General features: G+C 71.1%; 17 protein-coding genes and 2 pseudogenes. 8 read left to right on the top strand and 11 right to left on the bottom strand.

Going from position 1 to position 18888, the window contains the following annotated elements; genetic code table 11:
* Window positions 1–2: 2 nt before the first annotated feature.
* From Dfulv_RS40465 to Dfulv_RS40440, 6 genes are all read right to left on the bottom strand, one after another.
* The gene (locus tag Dfulv_RS40465; RefSeq protein WP_259859099.1) at window positions 3–863 is read right to left on the bottom strand and encodes an NAD-dependent epimerase/dehydratase family protein; all 861 of its coding nucleotides are present in this window, start codon (window positions 861–863) and stop codon (window positions 3–5) included.
* Window positions 864–911: 48 nt separating this feature from the next.
* Complete coding sequence (locus Dfulv_RS40460) at window positions 912–2249, bottom strand: LCP family protein (protein ID WP_259859098.1); 1338 nt, start codon at window positions 2247–2249, stop codon at window positions 912–914.
* A gap of 67 nt (window positions 2250–2316) precedes the next feature.
* Window positions 2317–2442, bottom strand: a complete 126-nt coding sequence (locus tag Dfulv_RS40455) for a hypothetical protein (protein ID WP_259859097.1) — start codon at window positions 2440–2442, stop codon at window positions 2317–2319.
* Window positions 2443–2601: 159 nt separating this feature from the next.
* Window positions 2602–3633, bottom strand: coding sequence for an isopenicillin N synthase family dioxygenase (locus tag Dfulv_RS40450; RefSeq protein WP_259859096.1), 1032 nt, complete (start codon window positions 3631–3633; stop codon window positions 2602–2604).
* Complete coding sequence (locus tag Dfulv_RS40445; protein ID WP_259859095.1) at window positions 3633–4331, bottom strand: hypothetical protein; 699 nt, start codon at window positions 4329–4331, stop codon at window positions 3633–3635. The genes Dfulv_RS40450 and Dfulv_RS40445 overlap by 1 nt, the downstream gene beginning before the upstream one ends.
* Window positions 4328–4954: an ATP-binding cassette domain-containing protein gene (locus tag Dfulv_RS40440; RefSeq protein WP_259859094.1), complete on the bottom strand. Its 627-nt coding sequence runs from the start codon at window positions 4952–4954 to the stop codon at window positions 4328–4330. Before Dfulv_RS40440 ends, Dfulv_RS40445 begins: the two co-directional genes overlap by 4 nt.
* A gap of 81 nt (window positions 4955–5035) precedes the next feature.
* Here Dfulv_RS40440 and Dfulv_RS40435 point away from each other — a divergent pair, with 81 nt between their 5' ends.
* From Dfulv_RS40435 to Dfulv_RS40425, 4 genes and pseudogenes are all read left to right on the top strand, one after another.
* A complete protein-coding gene (locus tag Dfulv_RS40435) occupies window positions 5036–5293 on the top strand; it encodes a helix-turn-helix domain-containing protein (protein ID WP_259859093.1) in 258 nt (85 codons plus the stop codon).
* Window positions 5294–5321: 28 nt separating this feature from the next.
* Window positions 5322–5438, top strand: a pseudogene (locus Dfulv_RS49105) (Clp protease N-terminal domain-containing protein); the annotation flags it as partial.
* Between the two features lie 231 nt (window positions 5439–5669).
* Window positions 5670–5873, top strand: a pseudogene (locus Dfulv_RS49100) (Clp protease N-terminal domain-containing protein); the annotation flags it as partial.
* Window positions 5874–5916: 43 nt separating this feature from the next.
* Window positions 5917–6966, top strand: coding sequence for a winged helix DNA-binding domain-containing protein (locus Dfulv_RS40425; protein WP_259859091.1), 1050 nt, complete (start codon window positions 5917–5919; stop codon window positions 6964–6966).
* 15 nt (window positions 6967–6981) lie between these two features.
* Here Dfulv_RS40425 and Dfulv_RS40420 read toward each other — a convergent pair whose 3' ends face one another.
* Window positions 6982–8175: an FAD-dependent oxidoreductase gene (locus Dfulv_RS40420; protein WP_259859090.1), complete on the bottom strand. Its 1194-nt coding sequence runs from the start codon at window positions 8173–8175 to the stop codon at window positions 6982–6984.
* A 706-nt stretch (window positions 8176–8881) separates the two neighbouring features.
* Between Dfulv_RS40420 and Dfulv_RS40415 the strand changes: the two genes are divergently transcribed.
* The gene (locus Dfulv_RS40415) at window positions 8882–9496 is read left to right on the top strand and encodes a TetR/AcrR family transcriptional regulator (RefSeq protein WP_259859089.1); all 615 of its coding nucleotides are present in this window, start codon (window positions 8882–8884) and stop codon (window positions 9494–9496) included.
* Between the two features lie 7 nt (window positions 9497–9503).
* Here the strand turns inward: Dfulv_RS40415 and Dfulv_RS40410 are convergent, their stop codons facing one another.
* Complete coding sequence (locus Dfulv_RS40410) at window positions 9504–10781, bottom strand: HNH endonuclease signature motif containing protein (RefSeq protein WP_259859088.1); 1278 nt, start codon at window positions 10779–10781, stop codon at window positions 9504–9506.
* A gap of 81 nt (window positions 10782–10862) precedes the next feature.
* Complete coding sequence (locus Dfulv_RS40405) at window positions 10863–11516, bottom strand: hypothetical protein (RefSeq protein WP_259859087.1); 654 nt, start codon at window positions 11514–11516, stop codon at window positions 10863–10865.
* A 60-nt stretch (window positions 11517–11576) separates the two neighbouring features.
* Between Dfulv_RS40405 and Dfulv_RS40400 the strand changes: the two genes are divergently transcribed.
* The 3 genes from Dfulv_RS40400 (at window position 11577) to Dfulv_RS40390 (ending at window position 16758) form a co-directional block, all read left to right on the top strand.
* The gene (locus Dfulv_RS40400) at window positions 11577–12365 is read left to right on the top strand and encodes a phosphatase (protein ID WP_259859086.1); all 789 of its coding nucleotides are present in this window, start codon (window positions 11577–11579) and stop codon (window positions 12363–12365) included.
* 122 nt (window positions 12366–12487) lie between these two features.
* Window positions 12488–13528 carry a S1 family peptidase gene (locus Dfulv_RS40395; protein WP_259859085.1) on the top strand — a complete coding sequence of 347 codons (1041 nt, stop codon included), beginning with the start codon at window positions 12488–12490 and terminating at the stop codon, window positions 13526–13528.
* An 83-nt stretch (window positions 13529–13611) separates the two neighbouring features.
* On the top strand, window positions 13612–16758 hold the full coding sequence (locus Dfulv_RS40390; RefSeq protein ID WP_259859084.1) for a BTAD domain-containing putative transcriptional regulator: 3147 nt from the start codon (window positions 13612–13614) through the stop codon (window positions 16756–16758).
* Here the strand turns inward: Dfulv_RS40390 and Dfulv_RS40385 are convergent.
* Both Dfulv_RS40385 and Dfulv_RS40380 read right to left on the bottom strand, forming a co-directional pair.
* Complete coding sequence (locus Dfulv_RS40385; RefSeq protein ID WP_259859083.1) at window positions 16755–17615, bottom strand: ABC transporter permease; 861 nt, start codon at window positions 17613–17615, stop codon at window positions 16755–16757. The two genes, Dfulv_RS40390 and Dfulv_RS40385, sit on opposite strands and share 4 nt — an antisense overlap.
* A complete protein-coding gene (locus tag Dfulv_RS40380; RefSeq protein WP_259859082.1) occupies window positions 17612–18577 on the bottom strand; it encodes an ATP-binding cassette domain-containing protein in 966 nt (321 codons plus the stop codon). Before Dfulv_RS40380 ends, Dfulv_RS40385 begins: the two co-directional genes overlap by 4 nt.
* Window positions 18578–18888: the final 311 nt, after the last annotated feature.

Raw genomic sequence — 18888 nt, 5'->3', positions numbered from 1 at the left:
TGTCACCGGGCCACGTGATCGCGCCACGAGTGTTTCGGCGCGTATCCGAGGACCTCCCGGGCGCGGTCGATCGACAGGAGGGTCTCGAACTCGCCGAGATCCTTCCGCACCGGTACGTCGGGGAAGACCTCACGCAGCAGTGCCGCGGACGGGCGGTCCATGATCGTGTCCGCGGCGGCGACGACGAACGAGGTCGCCCCGGTGACCGTGCCGGCGGCGGCCGCGCCCAGCGCCAGCCGGCAGGCGGCGGCGACGTCACGCGCGTCGACGTACCCCCACAGGTTCCACTTCCGCGCGTGCGGATCCGGCCAGTAGCCGGGCACGGCGGCGTAGTCCTCGGGAACGTGCACGTTGGAGAGCCGCAGCCCGACAAACGGGATGCCGCTCCAACCGGCGATCTCCCGCGCGAGGGTCTCGCCGACGACCTTCGACAATGCGTACGTCGTCGTCGGGAACGGGAAGTGGTCCTCGTCCACCGGCGCGTACCGCGGCGGCGTGTCGAACGGCAGGCCGAGCGTCGTCTCGCTGGACGACCACACGACACTGCCGAGGCCGACGGCCTGTGCGGCGAGGAAGACGTTGGCGTTCATGGCCGAGTTGCGGTTGAACGTCACCGCCGGCGGATACATGCCCGGTGCCGGGATGTTCGCGAGGTGGACCACCGCGTCGGCGCCCTGCAGCACCTCGACCGCCTGGCCGTAGTCGGTCAGATCGGCGATCAGCAGCGGGGTGCCGAGATCACTGAGGTGGCCGGCCCTGCCGACCGCGTCGGTGGCGACAACGTAGTGGCCGTGGGCGAGGAGGTCGGCGACGACAACCCGGCCGGTCTTGCCGTTCGCTCCGGTGACGACGATCCGCGACATGGAACCGATCTTCGCACGGCCCCCGGCGGGCGGTTCCGGGGTGACCGCTCAACTGCTGCTCACCAGGTCGACGTGGTTGGCGACGAACGACTCCAGGGTGTTCGTGCGCACCGACTCCAGCAGCGCGAGCGTGGTGTCGTCGAGTGCCTCCGCGCCGGGCTGCTCCTGCGACGAGTAGAACGTGCCGTTGTTCGTCTTGATGGTGAGCAGGTTGTCGCCGCCGATGCCCTTCATCGCGAAGATCCAGTCGTCCAGCCCGATGCCGCCGGAGTCGATCGTCATCGCCTCACCGACCACGTCCAGCACCTTCTTGAGCTTCGCCGGGTCGGTCAGCACGTCCTTGCTGACGATCTTCTTGAACAGCGCCTTGATGAACTGCTGCTGGTGGCGCTGGCGGTCGTAGTCGCTGTTCGGCAGGGTCTCCCGCTGCCGCACGTAGTCGAGCGCCTGCCAGGGCTCGAGGTGCTGGTAGCCGACGTGGTACGTCTGGGGCGTCACACCGGCGACCGGGATCAGATCGGTCCCGCCCGAGTCGGTGGTGCGCTGGAGGTACGGCACCTTCGTGTTGCCCTGGGCGTCGTGGCCGATGTGCACCGACCTCGTCTCCTGGTCGACGTACATGTCGACGCCGCCGAGCACGTTCACCACCTTCGTGAAGCCGGCGAAGTCGACGATCGCCGCCGCGTCGAAGGTGATGCCCCAGTTCTCCTTGATCGTGTCGGCGAGCAGCGTCATGCCGTACTTGCGCTGATCCTTGCCCGTCGTCTTCAGACCACCCTCGGCGAACGCGGCGTTGATCTTGTTGCGCCCGCCGTTGTACCTGGTCTTGCCGTTGTCGAACCGCGGGATCTTCACCCAGGTGTCCCGGGGGATCGAGATCAGGTACGCCGAGTCGTGGCTCGCCGGGATGTGCAGGATGATGATCGAGTCGGAGCGAATCGCCTCCGACGGGTTCTGGTCCGGGCGCGGGTCGATGCCGACCAGCAGGATGTTCTTCGCCCCGCTGATCGTCACGTGCTTGCCCCGCTGCTCGGCTGCCGGGACGATCAGGTCCTCCTGCCGGACGCTGCTCGTCGCGTATCCGATCACCACGTCCTTCGCGACGAAGGCGCTGCCCGCCAGCATCATCATGACCGCGCCGACCACCATCAGCGTGCGCGCCCACCTCGGGTCCCGGCGCCCCTGCGCCGGGGACTGCTTCGCCGGCACCGTCCCGCCCGGCCTCCCCTTGCGCCGGGCCTGCGCCGGTGACGACGTCGGCCGGCGCGACGTGACGTCGGCCGGCCGGTCGAGGTGCAGATCCTCGGCGAGATGCTCGTGGCGTTGAAACACGTCGCGCAGCTCCTGTTCGAGCAGCCCCGGTTCGAGTGGAGCGTCGGGCGTCATACCCTCAAGACGGTAAGAGCGGCACCGGACATTGCAGTTGCGCCGGACCTCTCAGTCGCCCGGGATATCAACCGCCGACGACGATCACGCCGATCACGCTGAGCAGGACGATCACCGCGAGCAGCACCAGCATGCCCTGCTCGCTGTCGAGGTTGGTGAGCTTACGGGTCGTGGTGGTGGTCGGGGTGGTCATCGCCGTCTCCTGTCGCGGTGTGGTGACTCTTACGGTAGGAACACCGCGGACAGGTTTGCTCCCGTCATCGTGCCACGTGCCTGACCTGCGTGAACGGTTCATCGAACCCTTACGTGGGTTCTACGATCCGCACCACCGGCCGGTAACGGGTTGTCGCCTTCAGACCGATTCCCGAGCCGTCCCCGTTGCCGATCCGGTACCCGGTCCTGTGCTCGCCCCGATGCCCGCGCTGAGCCCAGGAAACACCTTGCCCACCTTCGTCACGAGATATTCACCGTAGGTGCCGGTGAATGCGCGAAGATCCTGACCGTCCCACCGCCGCTCGCCGTCCGCACCGGCCGCCGCCCGCCCCGGCAGCGCCGGGACCTCGGCGGTGAAGCCCGGGTCGAAGAAGAAGGGGAACGACAGCCGCTCGTTGCCGCTCAGGTTACGAACCCGGTGCGGGGTCGAGCGGTACCAGCCGCCGGTCATCCGGTCGAGCATGTCGCCGATGTTGCACACGAACGTGCCCGGCACCGGCGGGGCGTCGAGCCAGCCCGTGGGCGTCTTCACCTGCAGGCCGCCGTTGTCGTCCTGTAGCAGCAGCGTCAGCAGGCCGTAGTCGGTGTGCTCGCCGACACCCCAGGCGTCGCTGTCCGGCGGCGTCGGCGGGTAGCGGAAGATGCGGAACAGTACGGTCGGTTCCGCGGTGTACCCGTCGGCGAAATAGCCCGGCGCCAGCCCGAGGCTCTGCGCCACGCCCCGCAGCACGGCCTGTGCGGTGCCGGTCAGCGCGTCCAGGTACTCGAGCACGGCGGACCGCAACTCGGGCACCTGACGCGGGAAGAGGTTCGCGCCGTGCAGCGGCAGGCCGGCACGCACCTGCGGCGCGTCCGGGCCCAACTCGGTACCGAAGTACAGCCCCTCCTTCTGATCCGGCACCCCGGACGTGAGCTCGGCGCCGACGGGGAAGAAGCCGCGCCACGCCCGGCCGCCCCGCGCCATGGCGATCTCCAGCTTCTCGGCCTCCGGCAGCGCGAAGAAGGCTCGGGCGCTGCGGTCGAGCCGGGCGATCAGCTCCTCCGGGACACCGTGACCCGTGACGGAGAAGAAGCCGCTCACGCGGCACGCTGTCTCGATCTCGGCCGCGGCGCGCGGGTCCTCGCCGTCCCGGACGAGCCGCGAAACGTCGACGATCGGCAGCCCGGCCATCAGCGGCTCCCGGCCGCGGCGAACCGGAAGTGCCGCCGGCGGCGCAGCCGGATCCCGGAGGCGATCCCGAGCGCCACGACCAGCACCGTCAGGGTCACGGCCGCATGGACCAGGCCCCGGAACAGGAAGCCGGAGTCGGTCAGGTCGATCGCATACGTGCCGATCTCGCGGCTGAACCAGAACGGCAGCAGCTTGGAGGCGTCGCCCGACGGGTCCATCATCATCTGCAGCCCGACGACGAGCAGCAGCACGAGCGTGCCCTCCAGTTCGCGCGGCAGCACCGCGGCGAGCAGCACCCCGAACAGCGGCGCGATCAGCACCAGCAGCGCCATGACGAGGGCGATCGAGGTGTGCCGCACGTCGCGCTGGTCGAAGCGGACGAGCAGGAAGTACGGGACGCTGATGACGGCGCCGAGCCCCCACAGCGCGCCGAGGCGCCCCAGCACCAGCTGCCAGCCGCGGTAGCCGCCGAGCCGCAGCCGGGGCTCCATGCTCCGGGCCGCGCTCGCCGCGAACAGGGCCGCGGTGCTCATCGCCCAGCTCAGACCCAGGAACACGAACCGGATGGACTGCCCGATGTGGTCCGAGCGGCGGGTCAGGTAGAACGCCAGCGGCAGGAGCAGCAGGATCGCCAGGACACCGCGCCGGCGGCCGATCTCCCGCAACGCCATCTCGGCGACGGTGAACATCTTCCTCATCGGTGTCCGGTCCTCCAGGGCGTGGTCGTCCGGGACAGGTCCAGCACGGTGTCGACCCGGTCGAGCTGGGTGAGCAGGTGGGTGACCACGACGATGGCCTTGCCCTGGTCGCGCCAGGCGTGCAGCTGGTCCCAGAAGTCGAGATACGTGCCGCGGTCGAACCCCTGGTACGGCTCGTCGAGCAGCAGCACGTCGGGCTCGCCGATGCTGGCCATGACCAGGTTGAGCTTCTGCCGGGTGCCGCCGGAGAGCCGGCGGGCCTGCACGGGGTCCGGCTCCCAGTCGAGCGCCCGGGCGTGTGCGTGGCCTGCGGCCCGGGACGCGCGCCGGGACAGCCCGCGGCCGGCACCGATCAGCGTGAAGTGCTCGTCGGGCAGGAGGAAGTCGACGGTACCGCCGTCCTGGGGGCAGTAGCCCAGCGTGCTGTGGACCTGGACGGTGCCGCGGTCGGGGCTGGTGAGGCCGGCGCAGATGCGCAGCAGGGTGCTCTTGCCGCAGCCGTTGGCTCCGACGATCGCGGTGATCTCCCCGGCGTGCACGGCGAGGTGCACGTTGTCGAGGACGGTCCGGCGGCCGAACTTCTTCGTGATGCCATGCGCGTAAAGCTTCACGTCCTGGTGCACGCTCGGAACGTAGCAGAGGGTTGTCGCCAATTCCTGTCAACCAAGGTTGACGCCCGACTGTTTGTCAACTAAAGTTGACGCATGACGGAGGCAAACGACCTCGCCGCGGCAGCGGCCGACCCGGACCCGCGCATCGGCCTCCGCGCAGCGGTCGCGCTGCGCAGGCTCGCCGACGCGCTCGAGGTGCTCCAGGTCGACAACGCCCGCCTGCAGGGCTGGTCATGGCAGGAGATCGCCGACGCGCTCGACGTGTCACGACAGGCGGTCCACAAGAAACACGCCGGCCGCAAACCCGTGCGGCCCACCACACAACCCGATCCGGCGAACGACCGGACCTAGAGCGACCGAACAGCGAAAGGGGAGCAGTATGTTCGAGCGGTTCACCGACCGTGCCCGGACGACCGTGACAACGGCCAAGGTCGAGGCCGACGCGCTCGGCCACCACGCGATCGGCACCGAGCACCTGGTGCTCGCGATGCTCGCCGGCGACGGCGGCATCGCGCACACCGTCCTGCGGGCATCCGGTCTCGACCCCGACTCGTGGCGGGCCATGCTCGCCGCCGGGGACGACGCGGCCGCCTTGCGCTCGATCGGCATCGACATCGACGCGGTGCGGTCCAGCATCGAGCAGACCTTCGGCCCGGGAGCGCTGGAACGCGCCGAGCCGGCCGAACGCGGCGGGTTCCTCTTCCGCCGCACCAAGATCCCCACCCGCTTCAACAACGGCGCCAAGAAAGCCCTCGAACTGTCGCTCCGCGTCGCCCTGTCGATGAAGCACAACTACATCGGCACCGAGCACATCCTGCTCGGCGTGCTCAAGGAAGAGCGTGGACTCGGCGCCCGGCTGCTGCGGGAACAGGGCATGAGCTACGACCGCACGATGGAACTGGTGCAGACCGCCCTCAAGAACGCCGCGTGAGGTGCCGTTCCGCCGGATTCCCCGGCTGATCTACGGTTTCTCCGTGGAGCGGACCCTTACCTGGCGTGATCTCAACCGGGCGCTGCTCGCCCGCCAAATGCTGCTCGAGAGGGTGCCGCACGCCATGCCCGACGTGCTCGAGCGCATGGGTGGCCTCCAGGCGCAGTACGCGCCGTCGATGTACATCGGACTCTGGACCCGCATCGAAGGCTTCGACCGGGCCGAACTCACCCGCCTGCTGGAGCGCCGTGAGGTCGTCCAGGCGACGCTCCTGCGGGCCACCATCCATCTCGTGTCGCGGGCCGACTTCTGGCAGTTCGCGGTCGGTGTCCGGCGAGCCCGCCGCGAGTGGTACGACCGGTTGACCCGCGACCGGTCCGACCCCGCCGAGATGGCGGACGCTGTGGCCCGGCTGCGGGAACTGCTCCGAGAGCGGCCGGTCCACCGGACCGAGATCGACGAGCTGTTCGGGGCCCGCGTCCGGCACGGCATCGGCATGTACCTCGACATGGTGCGCGTCCCGCCGTCCGGCACGTGGGCGCGGCGGCGGGCGGACCTGTTCGGCGCCGCCGAGGACTGGGTCGGCCCGCCCGACGTGACCGAGGACGACGCGCAGGAGCTGCTGATCCGGCGCTATCTCGGCGCGTTCGGGCCGGCCCACCGCACCGAGATCGCGGACTGGGCCGGCCTGCCGGTCGCCACCGTCGCCGCCGTTCTGAACCGGCTCGAACTGCGCCGGTTCAGCGACGAGCGGGGACGGGAACTCGTCGACCTGCCGGACGGGTCGCTGCCGGACCCCGAAACCCCGGCGCCGGTGCGGTTCCTGCCGACGTACGACGCGACGCTGCTCGTCCACGCCCGCCGCACGCTGATCCTGCCGGAGGAGCACCGGTCGAAGGTGTTCCACGTCCGGATGCCGCAGTCGATCGGGACGTTTCTGGTCGATGGGCAGGTGGCCGGGGTCTGGTCGTACCGCGCCGGCAAGAAGCCCGCGAAGGGGGAGGTGACGTGGGAGCCGTTCACCCCGCTGCCGGCGTCGGTCCGCAAGGAGGTCGCCGCGGAAGCGGACCGGCTGACCGAACTGCACGCCTGATCCCGGGCCGCTCCCTCACGCGGGCGCGGTGGTGACCGGGGTCTGCCACTCGACGTCGTAGTCGTACATCCAGGCGCTGCCGCGGGCGGCGAACCGCCGGAAGAGCACCGGCATCAGCACGTCACGGACTCGGGCGGCGAGCGGCCCGGCGATCTTCGCGTCGCTGTTGACGCCGGTAGCCTTCAGCATCCGGTCGGTGCGCGGCCGGCGCAGGCGGTCGAACGCGGCCAGGGCATCGGTCACGGTTGCCCGGTCGCGGAGACACTTCGCCAGGACCACCGCGTCCTCGATGGCCAGTGACGCACCCTGCCCGGCGCCGATCGGGTGCGCGGCGTCGCCGAGGAGCACCATGGCGTCGCGGTGGCTCCGCGGTGCCGACGGAAGGCGCCGTAGCACGGTGAACGGGTGCCACTGGTCGGTGTGTTCGATGATCCGCGCCGCCGGACCGCGGTCACCGTGGTACAACTCGAGCAGCGACTCGTGGTCGAGGGACGCGGCGGGCCGGGTGCGGGCCGGCACCTGGGCCGACCACAGCGTCCCGGCCGCGGTTGCCGTGTACACGAAGGTGGCCTTGGATCCGAGCATGAGGTTGAACGCGCCGGGTTCGACCGGGTGGGTCGACCTGCCGCTGATGATCCACAGCCCGGCGTAGACCGGCGCCGGCGCATCGGGGTCGACGATGGTGCGCATCCGTGAGTGCACGCCGTCGGCGCCGACGATCAGGTCGGCGGTGGCCGGCTGGCCGACGTGACGGTGGCCGCTGCCGGGTTGGCCGGTCTCCCGGCTCGTTGTCCGGGAATCGCCGGCGGTGCGGGTGTTGTCGGCGAACGTCGCCACCCCGTTGCGGACGTCCTGCAGCCGCCTGCCGGTGACGAGGCGGGCCCCGGCGTCGATCGCGAGGTCGCGCAGTGTTTCGACCAGGTGGCCGCGCATCAGTGTGACGCGGCCGCGCGGTGCCTCGCCCAGGAGCCTGCCGCGACCGCTCCACAGGCGGAGCAGAGGAATCGCGGTGCCGCGGGCGGTGACGGCGTCGCCGGCGCCGATGGCGTCGAGCGCCCGCAGCCCGTTGGCGCCGAGGCTGACGAACGAGCCGACGTCGCCGGCCGGATCCGTGTAGGCCTCGTGGATCGTGACGTTCCATCCGATCCGCCGCAGCGCGAGCGCCGTGACCGGCCCGGCGACTCCGCCACCGATGATCATCGCTTCCATGCTCGACTCCTTAAGTGAATTTGTATTCAGTGAATCCTCGTTCGGTTATACCGGCTGCTACGGTCGGCCGGCAAGACCTGCAGTTGGCAAAATCCCGTAGTCGTGTGCGCGCTGGGTCTCGGGACCCGGGTCGGGCATGATGCGGTGCGCGCCGGCGTTGGCTGGTCAAAGTTGGTCGGGGTCCGTTCGGGTGGTGAGGCCGGTGCAAGTCGTCCTGAGGAGGTGTAAGCCTGTTCAAGACGGTGCAAGTCGGTCTGAGATGGTCTGAGTCGGTCCGGGTCGGTACGAGTTGATTCGAGTTGGTCCGGAGCTGGCCCGGAACTGGCCCGAGCCGGTCCGAGTTGGTCCGAAGTCGTCCGAGCCGCTCGTGGAACGGTGAGGAAGCGGGGATGATCGGGCCATCCGAGCCGGTGATGAGCGGCGAGGAACCGGGGTGGCCCATCTGTCCGAGCCGGTTCTGAGCCGGTGGAAACTTGGGATGGGCTGTTCCGTCCGAGCCGGCCCTGAGCCGTGCGGACCCGGAATGACCTGTTCCACCCGAGCCGGTCCTGAACGGTGCGGAGCTGGGGGAGCGACGTGTTCCGTCCGAGCCGGTCATGGACCGGTGGAGGGAACAGGACGACCTGGCGGGCCGGAGCCGCGCTCCGGGGTGTGGTGGTGACGACGTGCGAGCGGGGAGTGCCCGAGTGGCGAGGCGGTGGCGGCAATGGTGACGCGCAAGGAGAAGGCGGCCCAGACCCAGGCCGCGCTGAAGGATGCGGCCCGCAAGCTGTTCGCCGAACGCGGCTACCTCAACACCAAGATCAGTGACATCACGGCCGAGGCCGGCCGGGCGGTCGGTTCCTTCTACGACCACTTCTCCAGCAAGGAGGAACTGCTCCGAGCACTGCTGGCCGACATGGAGTCGACCGCGGACGCCGCCCTGCCCGACCACGACCCGGACCATGACCTCGCCGACGAGGCCCAGCTGCGCGCACACGTCGCCGCGGCCTGGACCGCCTTCCGTGACCACCTGCCCGTGATGGTGGCGCTGTTCCAGGCGTCGACGGCCGAGGAGCCCTACAGTGGCACGGCCCGGCAGCGGCTCACGCAGGACACCACGATGCTGCGCGAGCACCTGGAACGCATGGCGGAGGGCGGTCGGGTGCTCCCGGGCCGCCCGGCCGTGGTGGCCGATGCGATGGGTTCGATGCTGGGGTTCTTCGCCTATGCCCACCTGACCGCGCCCGAGCCACGGCTCACCGACGACGAGGCGATCGAGACGCTGACGCAGTTGTTGTTGCGGGGCCTCGCCGGTGCGGGCCCCGACCCCGTCCAATGACGACGTGTCAGTCGGGCGGCGGGCCGCCACCGCCTCTGCCGTAGGGGACCGCGCTGCTGCGCGGACGGCTGGGCCCGAGCTCGTACGGCGTGCCGTCGGGCCGGATGACGATGATCCAGCCGTTGCCGGGGTCGCGGCGCAGTGACCAGCCGCGCTCGTGCACGCACACGTGGTGGTAGCGGCACAGCAGCACGAGGTTGTCGATGTCCGTCTCGCCGTGGTCGCGGATCCACTCCCGCAGGTGGTGGCTGTCGCACCAGTTGGCCGGCATCCGGCAGCCGGGCCAGCGGCAGTGCGGGTCGCGGGCCGCCAGCGCCCGGCGCAGCGCCGGTGGCGTGTTGCGGTAGGCCCGGCCGAGTTTCAGCGGCACACCGTTGTCGGGGTGCAGCCAGATCGGCTGGAGCATCGCATCGCAGCTGAGCCGGGACGCGAGCCCGTCGGGGACCGGACCCCACTCGCTGAGCACGGCAGGGCCGTCGTCGCCGCAACCGTCCCAGGTCCCGTCCGGGTCGTCGCCATGGTCGTGCAGTTGCACGTATCGCCGGACCGGCATCAGCAGCGCGATGTGGGGCCGCAGTCCGCCGCCGACCGCCGGCGCGCGGCCGTCCCGGAGGGTCGCGGTGAGCAGGTCGGCGAGGCCGTCGTGGCGTCGCTGGGCCGGGTTCCGGTCGTCGTCGGGGGCCGGTGCCTTGGTGAACGCGTCGAGCCCGGCGCTGAGCAGGGCCCCGGTCTCGGTGTCGAGGATGCCGCGCAGCTTCCACATGTCGCCGAGTCGGGTGAGTGTCACGCCGCGGCGCAGGTACTGCTGGTCGGGCGGGGTGTTCTTGTCGCGCAGGGCGGCGTCGCGCAGATAGGCGCAGGCCTCGTGCAGCGTGTGCGGGTCGAACTGGCGGGCGAGCGGCACGAGTGTCTGCTCGACCTGCTCGATGACGTCGTCGCCGACCTCTTCGGCGGTGAGCCCGATCCGGTTGACGTGCTCGGAGCTGACCTCGCCGGCCTCGAACGCCTCCTCGAGGTCGGGCAGCAGGCGGGTGATCTCGACGGCCCGCATGCGACTGCTGGCGGCCGGGCCGGAGAGCCGCCCGAATGCTTCGAGCCAGCGCTTGGTGGATCCGTATGCGTCGCGGCGGGACAGGCGCCGGTCGTCGAACACGCCGAGGAACCGGGTGATGGCCGCGTCGAGCTGGTTGTGGGAGCGGAGCAGGAGCAGGGTGGCCTCGCGCACCGCCGCGTCGTCGAGTGTCGAAGGATCGAAGTCGACGAGCGCGGCGAGTGCGTCCGTCAATGGTCCGATCGGACCCGGAACCCCCGCCTCTTCCCCCATGCCCGCACCGTAACCCACCCCACCGACACATCCCCGCCCCGATTACTCGCTGCGATCCTCCATCTCCCATAAGTGATCCAGCACGTGCCAGACGAACCGCCGGGCGGCGTACCGCGCGGTCCAGCCGTTGGTCGTGAGCGGCCCTCCGTCGCTGGGCCGGCCGAGGACCGCCAGCACGTCGGTGCGCAGAGCCTCGATGGCGTCACTGTCGTCGATGGCCGGCGGGCGGTGCTTGACGCCGATCTTGCGCGCGTAGGCGGCCTCGGAGTCGATCAGGTGATCGATCATCTTGTCCCGGTCGCGTCCGCCGCCGCGGGGCCCCTTGCGCAGCGACTCCGGCGCGGTGGCGGAGCGGTCTTCGAAGGCTGCCCAGGCGGCGCGCAGCAGTTTGGTGTGCCGGTCGGCGGTGGCCTTGGTCACCGGTGTGCCGTCCGCGGCGGGGCGGCCGTCGGGCGCACCGAACTCGGTGGTCGACGTGCCCGGCACCCGTTCGACGACGGTGAACCGCGGTGTGGTGGGGAAGCTGAAGCCGGCGGCCGCCGCGATGGGGGCGTACCGTTCGGCGTAGCCGGCCAGGGCTTCGAGCGCCGCTTCCTCGGTTTTGGCGAAGCGGCCCCAGCCCGGCCAGTCGAGGCTTCCGGCGAAGACCTTCTTCGGGGTGGCCTCGAGATACACGTGTGTGTCGGCATCCGGCATGTCTGTGACCTTAGGCCGCTTTCCTCGGCGCCGGGGGTGTGTGTACCTACCATGGGTCATATGCCTGAGCTTGTGAGCTATCTTCGTGAAGCGCGGCTCGCCGGTGATGTCGAGACCACCCGTTCCTCCAATCACGGCAACGCCACCGCGTTCGCCGAAGGTCATGAGGGATATCTGTTCGGCCTGATCCCGTTGAAGACGTGGACGCTGCCGGAGGTGCTGGCGGTCATGGCCCAGCGGGTCGGCATCGACGCCGACGCGGATCGGGCGACCGGCACCGACATGATCGACCCGCACAAGACCGTCCGTGCGCTGGAGCGGATGCGCGACCGGTTGCGCCTGGCTGCCGAGCGGCGGGAGCGGGTGCTGGTGGCGACCGGTCACCCGGCCGGGATGATCGAGGTGCATCTCGCGATCGCTGCGGCGCTGCGGGCGGCCGGTTGTGAGCTGCTGCTGCCGGCGCCGGGTGCGGTGTTCGCGTCGCCGGGGCGGTACGACGGCCGCGAATATCAGCTGGCGGTGCGGTATGTCGGCGGTGTGGCGGTGGCGGCGGAGCGTGGCATCGCGCTGTGGCACACCCATTCGCCGGACGGCATGCGGATCATGCTGGCCGAGTTGGAGCGGCAGGGTGCCGGGCTGCCCGACCTGGTGGTCGCCGACCACGGGTTTGCCGGCGCCGCGGCGGCGGCCGGACTCGACGTGGTGGCGTTCGCGGACAGCAACGACCCGGCGCTGTTCATCGCCGAGGCCGAGGGTCGCGTGTCGGTGACGGTGCCGATCGACGACAACGTCCAGCCGCACCTGTACGGCCCGGTGAGCGAGTTCCTGCTGGAGGGCGTGGGCCGCTAGTCGGTAGTGATATGACAAGAGCGCTATGACCTAATTTGACACTGAATCTTGCGTGAGTCCCTTTCCGATGGAAACATCGGTCGCTGCCGATATGTATCGGCTCCGATTCAGGGGAGGCTCACGTGAGACTCACAAGGTCCTCGTTCCGGCGGGCCGCGGTCATCGCCGCGGGCGCCGGGCTCGTCGCCGGCTCGATCCTCGCACCGTCCGTGGCACAAGCGGCGACGGAAACCAAGGCGGCCAACGCCGAGGCGCTCGTCGGGCAGCTCGGCACCCGTGCCGCCGGTTCATACCTCGACGCGCAGGGCAAACTCGTCGTCAACGTCACCGACGCCGCGACCGCCAAGAGCGTCGAGGCCACGGGCGCCAAGGCCCGCACGGTCAAGCACAGCGGCGCCGAGCTGGCCCGCGTCACCTCGGTCCTCGACGCGAAGGCCGGCATCCCCGGCACGGCCTGGGCCGTCGACCCGGTGAGCAACCAGGTTGTCGTCTCGATCGACAGCACCGTCCCGGCCGAGCACGTCAAGACCCTGGAGGCGACCGTCGCCGGTCTCGGCGGCGGTGCGCGCATCGAGCGGATGTCCGGTGAGCTGCGCCCGACGATCTCGGGCGGCCAGGCCATCTACGCCGGCGGTTCCCGCTGCTCCCTCGGCTTCAACGTGGTCAGCGGCAGCACCTACTACTTCCTGACCGCCGGGCACTGCACCAACATCGGCTCGACCTGGACCACGAGCAGCGGCTCGGTCCTCGGCACCCGCACCGGCACCAGCTTCCCGGGCAACGACTACGGCATCGTGCGCTACGCGGCCGGCGTCTCCCACCCTGGCAACGTCTCCCTCTACAACGGCTCGTACCAGGAGATCACCTCCGCCGGTAACGCCACCGTCGGCCAGTCCGTCCGCCGCAGCGGCTCGACCACCGGCGTGCGCAGCGGTTCTGTCACCCAGCTCAACGCCACGGTGAACTACGCGCAGGGTCGTGTCACCGGCCTGATCCGTACGACGGTCTGCGCCGAGCCCGGCGACAGCGGTGGCTCCCTCTTCGCCGGTACGACCGCCCTCGGCCTGACCTCCGGCGGCAGCGGCAACTGCAGCTCCGGCGGCGTCACGTACTTCCAGCCGGTCACCGAACCGCTGAGCGTGTACGGCGTGAGTATCTACTGACACACCGTAACATCGCGGCACCGCGTCCACTGGGGCCGGACGGCAGGACACCGTCCGGCCCACGCCGGTGGCAGAGTTGACGCATGCGTGTCGGCCTGCTCGGACCACTCACCGTCGACGTCGGCGGCCGCCCGGTCGAGCTCGGCGGCGCACGACTGCGCACCCTGCTGATCCGGCTGGCCGTCGAGCCGGGACGTCCCGTCGCCGTCGACCGGCTCGCCGAGGCGCTCTGGCCCGGCGGCGGCCCCGCCGATCCCGCCAACGCCGTCCAGTCGCTCGTGTCGCGCCTGCGCAGGTCCCTCGACGGGCACCCGGCCCTCGTGTCCGGCACCGGCGGGTATCGCCTCGATCTCGACGACGAGGCCGTCGACGCCTTGCGGTTCGAGCGCCTCGCCGCCGCCGGCCGTCGGGCATTGCGCGCCGACGACACCGAGCCGGCCGGGCGGCTTCTGCGTGAGGCGATCGCTCTGTGGCGCGGCCCGGCGCTCACCGACGTGGCCGGTGCCGGGTTCGCGGCGCCGTTCACGGCCCGGTGGGAGGAGCTGCGGCTCGCCGCCACCGAGGATCTCGTCGAGGCCGGCGGGTTTCCCGGCGACACCGTCGCCCGGCTGCGGGAGCTGACCGCCGAGCACCCGCTGCGTGAACGGCTCGCCGCACTGCTGATCCGCGCCCTGCAGGCCGAGGGGCGGCCGGCGGAGGCGCTCACCGTGTTCGAGGAGTGCCGGGCCAGGCTGGCCGACGAGCTCGGCGCCGACCCTTCCCCGCAGCTGCGCGACGCCCATCTCGCCGTGCTGCGGGCCGAGCAGCAGGAGACGCCGCGGAGGACCCGCACCGGCAATCTCCGCGCCGCACTGACCAGCTTCGTCGGGCGCGCCGGCGACGTCGAGCAACTCTGCGCGCAGGTCCTCGACAGCCGCCTCGTCACGCTCGTCGGCCCCGGTGGCGCCGGCAAGACCCGGCTCGCCACCTCGGTCGCCGCCGAGGTCGGCGGACAACTGCCCGACGGGGCATGGCTGGTCGAGCTGGCGCCGGTGACGGAGGCGGCGGAGGTGCCGGCCACGGTACTGCGCACGCTGCACGCGGGCGGGCTCGGCCAGCCGGAGGGCCCCCGGCGCCCGCGCCGTCTCGACGTCCTGGACCAGCTCACCGAGGCCCTCACGGTCTCCGGCGTGCTGCTCGTCCTGGACAACTGCGAGCACGTCGTCGACGCCGCCGCCCGGCTCGGCGAGGAACTGCTCGGCCGCTGCCCGAAGCTGCGGATCCTGGCCACCAGCCGGGAGCCGCTGGGCATCCTCGGTGAGTCGTTGTTCCCGGTCGGCCCGCTGCGCCACCCGGACGGCGCCGTGACCGCCGACGAGGCGGTCACCTATCCCGCGGTACAACTCCTGCGGGACCGGGCGGCAGCTGCGCGTCCCGGGTTCGCGGTGACCGGCGACAACGTGGGATCAGTGGCGGAGATCTGCCGCCGGCTCGACGGCCTGCCGCTGGCGATCGAGCTGGCCGCGGCCCGGATGCGCTCGTTCACCGCGGAGCAGGTCGCGGCCCGGCTCGACGACCGGTTCCGGCTGCTGACCGGGGGCAGCCGCACCGCCCTGCCGCGGCACCGCACGCTCCACGCCGTCGTGGCGTGGAGCTGGGACCTGCTCGGCGAGCGGGAGCGGCGGTTCGGTGAGGCACTCGCGGTGTTCCCCGGCACCTTCGACGCGGTCGCGACCGGTGCCGTCGCCGGCGTCGACGACCCGGAGGAACTCCTCGACGCGCTCGTCGACCGGTCGCTGCTGCAGGTCGTCGAGGGTCCCGCGGTGCGGTACCGCATGCTCGAGACGATTCGCGAGTTCGCGCTGGAGGAGCTGGCACGGCGCGGGGGAGTGGGCCCGGCCCGCGCCACGCACGCCGCCCACTTCCTCGCGCTGATGGAGGAGGCGGAGCCGCACCTGCGCACCGCCACGCAGCTCGACCGGCTCGAGCGCCTGCGGCCCGAGCGCGACAACCTGCACGCGGCCGTCGCGTACTTCTGCGACGCCGGCGACGCGGCCGGCGCGCACCGGCTGGGTGCCTCGGCGGGCTGGTTCTGGACGTTCGAGGACAATCACGCGGAGGCGGCGCTCTGGCTGGACCGCATCCGGCGGGTGCCGGGCGACGTCCCGCATGACCTGCGGGTCGTCGTGCTGGCGATGTATCTGGTCAACAGCGGGTTCGCCGGCGACTTCCAGTTCGACCACGACCTGCTGGACGAGCTGATCACGTCGGCGGCGACGGTACCGCGGGAGAACGCCCATCCCTTCGTCGCGCTCGTCGAACCGGTGGTGAACCTGTTCCGCGACGACAGCGAGCGCGGCGCGGCCGTCATCGAGGAGCGGCTCGCCGACCCCGTCGACACGTGGACCAGGGCGATGCTGCTGTCGATCCTCGGCCACCTGCGGGAGAACGACGGCGACATCGACGGCATGCTGTGCGCCCTCGACGCGTCCGCCGTCGAGTTCCGCAAGGTCGGCGAGCGGTGGGGCCTGTCGATAACCCTGTCCTCGGCCGCGAGCGGGCACGCCCGGCGCGGCGACTTCGCCACCGCCGTCGGCTGTCTGGAGGAGTCGATCGAGCTGTACCACCAGCTCGGGATCCAGGCGAACGAGGCGTTCCAGCGGATCAGCCTCGCCGCCCTGCGCGTCCACACCGACGGGCCGGCGGTGGCGCGTGCCGAGCTGCGGGCGTTCGTCGAGGACGTCGGGGTGGCGGCGCGGGACGTGTCGCACGCGATGCTGGAGCTGGGGCACGTGGCCCGCGTCGAGGGTGACCTCGACGAGGCCGACCGGCTCTACGCCGAGGCGTGGCGCCTGCAGCGGGACCTGTCGCTGGTCGCCCCGCAGTACCGGGCGATCCTGCTCGCCGCCCGTGCCCACGTCGACGTCGAGCGCGGTGAGTTCGACACCGCCCGGGCACGGCTGACCGAGGCGATGCGGATGGCCCTGCCGGTGCGGGACATGCCGGTCGTGGCACGGGTCGCGGTGGGCTGGGCCGCGCTCGCCCATGCCCGCGGCGCGCCCGGCACCGCCGCCGAGATCCTGGGCGTCGCGCAGCAGCTGGCCGACGGCCCGGACCTGTCCGATGCCGACTGGCTGCGCCGGTCGGCGCGGCTGCGCGCCGAGCTCGGCGACGAGCCGTTCGAGGCGGCTGTCTCCCGTGGTGCCTCGATGCCGCGGGAGACAGCCGTAGACCTGCTTCGGTCGGGTTAGGCCTTCCTGCGGTACGCGCGGACCGCGAGCGGCGCGAACACCGCCAGGATCGCGAGCGACCACACGAGCGTCTTCACCACCGGCCCGGCCGTCGGGCCCGTGCCGACCATCAGCGCGCGGGCCGCCTGCATCGCGTCGGCGACGGGGTTGATCTTCACCCACGCCTGCAACCAGCCGGGCAGGGTGTCGGTCGGTACGAGCACGTTCGTGCCGAAGGTGAGCGGGAACATGATGACGAACCCGAGCCCCTGGACCGCGCCCGGCTCGCGGACGACCATGCCGAGCAGCACGAACATCCAGCTGAAGCAGAACGCCATGAACATCACCAGCAGGCAGGCGGCGATGACGGACAGCGGGTCGGTCCCGAACCGGAAACCGATGATGTAGCCGAAGCCGAGCATCACCACGATCGCCACCACGAACCGGATCATGTCGCCGAGCACCCCGCCGATCAGCGGCGCGGACCGCCCGATCGGCAGGCTGCGGAACCGGTCGAAGACCCCCGTCTTGATGTCGGTGTTCAGGCTGACCCCGGTCGGCGCCGACGCGAACAGCACGTTCTGCACCAGCAGCGCGGGCAGCAGGAACTGCAGGTACTCGTGGCGGGAGCCGGAGATGGCGCCGCCCAGCAGGTAGACGAACATGACGATGAAGATGATCGGCTGGAGCGTGACGTCCAGCAGTTGCTCGGGCGTCCGCATCGTCTTGATGAGGCTGCGCCGGGCCATGACGAGGCTGTGCCGGACCAGGCCGAACGGGCGGCCCGGGACGGCCGCGCGGATCGGCGTGCCGGCGGCGGAAGCGGTGGCCGCGGAAGAGGCGGTAGTGGAAGAGGTGGCGGTGGAAGAGGTGGTCATGCCGGCACCTGCACCTTCTGCGGGTCCGCGGTGTTCTCGCCGCGGGTCAACGTGAAGAACACCTCGTCGAGGCTCGGCAGGTGCAGCGACAGTTCGATGACGCCGATCCCGGCCTCGTCGAGCCGCCGTACGACCGCTGTCATCGCCCGGTCGTCGGTGACCGGCACCGACAGCACCCCGCGCCCGTGCGACTCGACCTGGTTGCCGGAGACGGCCGTCAGGATCGCCGCCACCGCCTCCAGGTGCGCCGGATCGGCCGGGCGCACACTGATGGTCTGCCCGCCGACGATGTGCTTGAGCTGGGCCGGCGTGCCGTGCGCGATGACCTTGCCGTGGTTGAAGACCGAGATGTTGTCGGCGAGCGCGTCGGCCTCCTCGAGGTACTGCGTGGTGAGCAGGACGGTCGTGCCCTCCCGCACCTGGGCGCGGACCATGTTCCACACGTCCTCGCGCTTGGCCGGGTCGAGGCCGGTGGTCGGCTCGTCGAGGTAGACGACGGCGGGCCGGCCGACGAGGCTGGCCGCCAGGTCGAGGCGGCGCCGCATGCCGCCCGAGTACGTCTTGGCCGGGCGGTTCGCCGCCTCGGTCAGGTCGAAGTCGGCGAGCAGCTGCGCGGCGCGGGCCTTCGCGTCGGCGCGGCGCAGGTCGAGCAGCTGGCCGATGAGGACGAGGTTCTCGGTGCCGGTGAGGTCCTCGTCCACCGACGCGAACTGGCCGGTCAGGCCGCTGATGCGGCGAACCGCCGCCGGGTGGCGGACCACGTCGTAGCCGCCGACGACGGCCTGCCCTTCGTCGGGGCGCAGGAGCGTGGCGAGGATGCGCACGGCGGTGGTCTTGCCGGCGCCGTTGGGGCCGAGGACCCCGAGCACCGTGCCCGGCTCGGCGGCGAGATCCACCCCGGCCAGCGCGGTGGTCTTGCCGAAGCGCTTGACCAGGCCGGTGGCCTGGAAAGCGAAGCTCATGGCGTGTTCCCCCTGTGGATGGGTCCGCGACGTTCACGGACCGCGACACGCTCAGCCTGCCGGACCGCGCTGGCAAACCGCGCACATTGCCCTGTCATCCGCTGGCACCGTTCGCTGACACCGTGGTGGGCATCGTCGCGACATTTCCGTGTCGTACGTCATGTCCCGAATTGTGGACGCGGGTTGACGATCGCGTGTCCGGGTCGGCACCATCGGTTCTATGGGGCCCGAAGGCGCGTTGCTGACCCAAGAACTGGTGGTCGACCTCGCTCGACACGCCAGCGCGCGCTGTAGCCGCTAGAGCCTTCGCT

It is taken from the genome of Dactylosporangium fulvum, from assembly GCF_025137375.1.
Classification (GTDB): domain Bacteria; phylum Actinomycetota; class Actinomycetes; order Mycobacteriales; family Micromonosporaceae; genus Dactylosporangium; species Dactylosporangium fulvum.
The sequence above is the reverse complement of the archived record's forward strand: the minus strand, read 5'-3'. Positions and strand labels throughout refer to the sequence as shown.

Excerpts from the sequence above, each read along its gene's own strand:
- Dfulv_RS40445 (WP_259859095.1), bottom strand. The coding sequence starts at position 4,331 with ATGAGGAAGATGTTCACCGTCGCCGAGATGGCGTTGCGGGAGATCGGC.
- Dfulv_RS40390 (WP_259859084.1), top strand. The coding sequence starts at position 13,612 with ATGCGTGTCGGCCTGCTCGGACCACTCACCGTCGACGTCGGCGGCCGC.
- Dfulv_RS40420 (WP_259859090.1), bottom strand. The coding sequence starts at position 8,175 with ATGGAAGCGATGATCATCGGTGGCGGAGTCGCCGGGCCGGTCACGGCG.
- Dfulv_RS40460 (WP_259859098.1), bottom strand. The coding sequence starts at position 2,249 with ATGACGCCCGACGCTCCACTCGAACCGGGGCTGCTCGAACAGGAGCTG.
- Dfulv_RS40380 (WP_259859082.1), bottom strand. The coding sequence starts at position 18,577 with ATGAGCTTCGCTTTCCAGGCCACCGGCCTGGTCAAGCGCTTCGGCAAG.
- Dfulv_RS40405 (WP_259859087.1), bottom strand. The coding sequence starts at position 11,516 with ATGCCGGATGCCGACACACACGTGTATCTCGAGGCCACCCCGAAGAAG.
- Dfulv_RS40400 (WP_259859086.1), top strand. The coding sequence starts at position 11,577 with ATGCCTGAGCTTGTGAGCTATCTTCGTGAAGCGCGGCTCGCCGGTGAT.
- Dfulv_RS40450 (WP_259859096.1), bottom strand. The coding sequence starts at position 3,633 with ATGGCCGGGCTGCCGATCGTCGACGTTTCGCGGCTCGTCCGGGACGGC.
- Dfulv_RS40385 (WP_259859083.1), bottom strand. The coding sequence starts at position 17,615 with ATGACCACCTCTTCCACCGCCACCTCTTCCACTACCGCCTCTTCCGCG.
- Dfulv_RS40415 (WP_259859089.1), top strand. The coding sequence starts at position 8,882 with ATGGTGACGCGCAAGGAGAAGGCGGCCCAGACCCAGGCCGCGCTGAAG.
- Dfulv_RS40435 (WP_259859093.1), top strand. The coding sequence starts at position 5,036 with ATGACGGAGGCAAACGACCTCGCCGCGGCAGCGGCCGACCCGGACCCG.
- Dfulv_RS40455 (WP_259859097.1), bottom strand. The coding sequence starts at position 2,442 with ATGACCACCCCGACCACCACCACGACCCGTAAGCTCACCAACCTCGAC.
- Dfulv_RS40465 (WP_259859099.1), bottom strand. The coding sequence starts at position 863 with ATGTCGCGGATCGTCGTCACCGGAGCGAACGGCAAGACCGGCCGGGTT.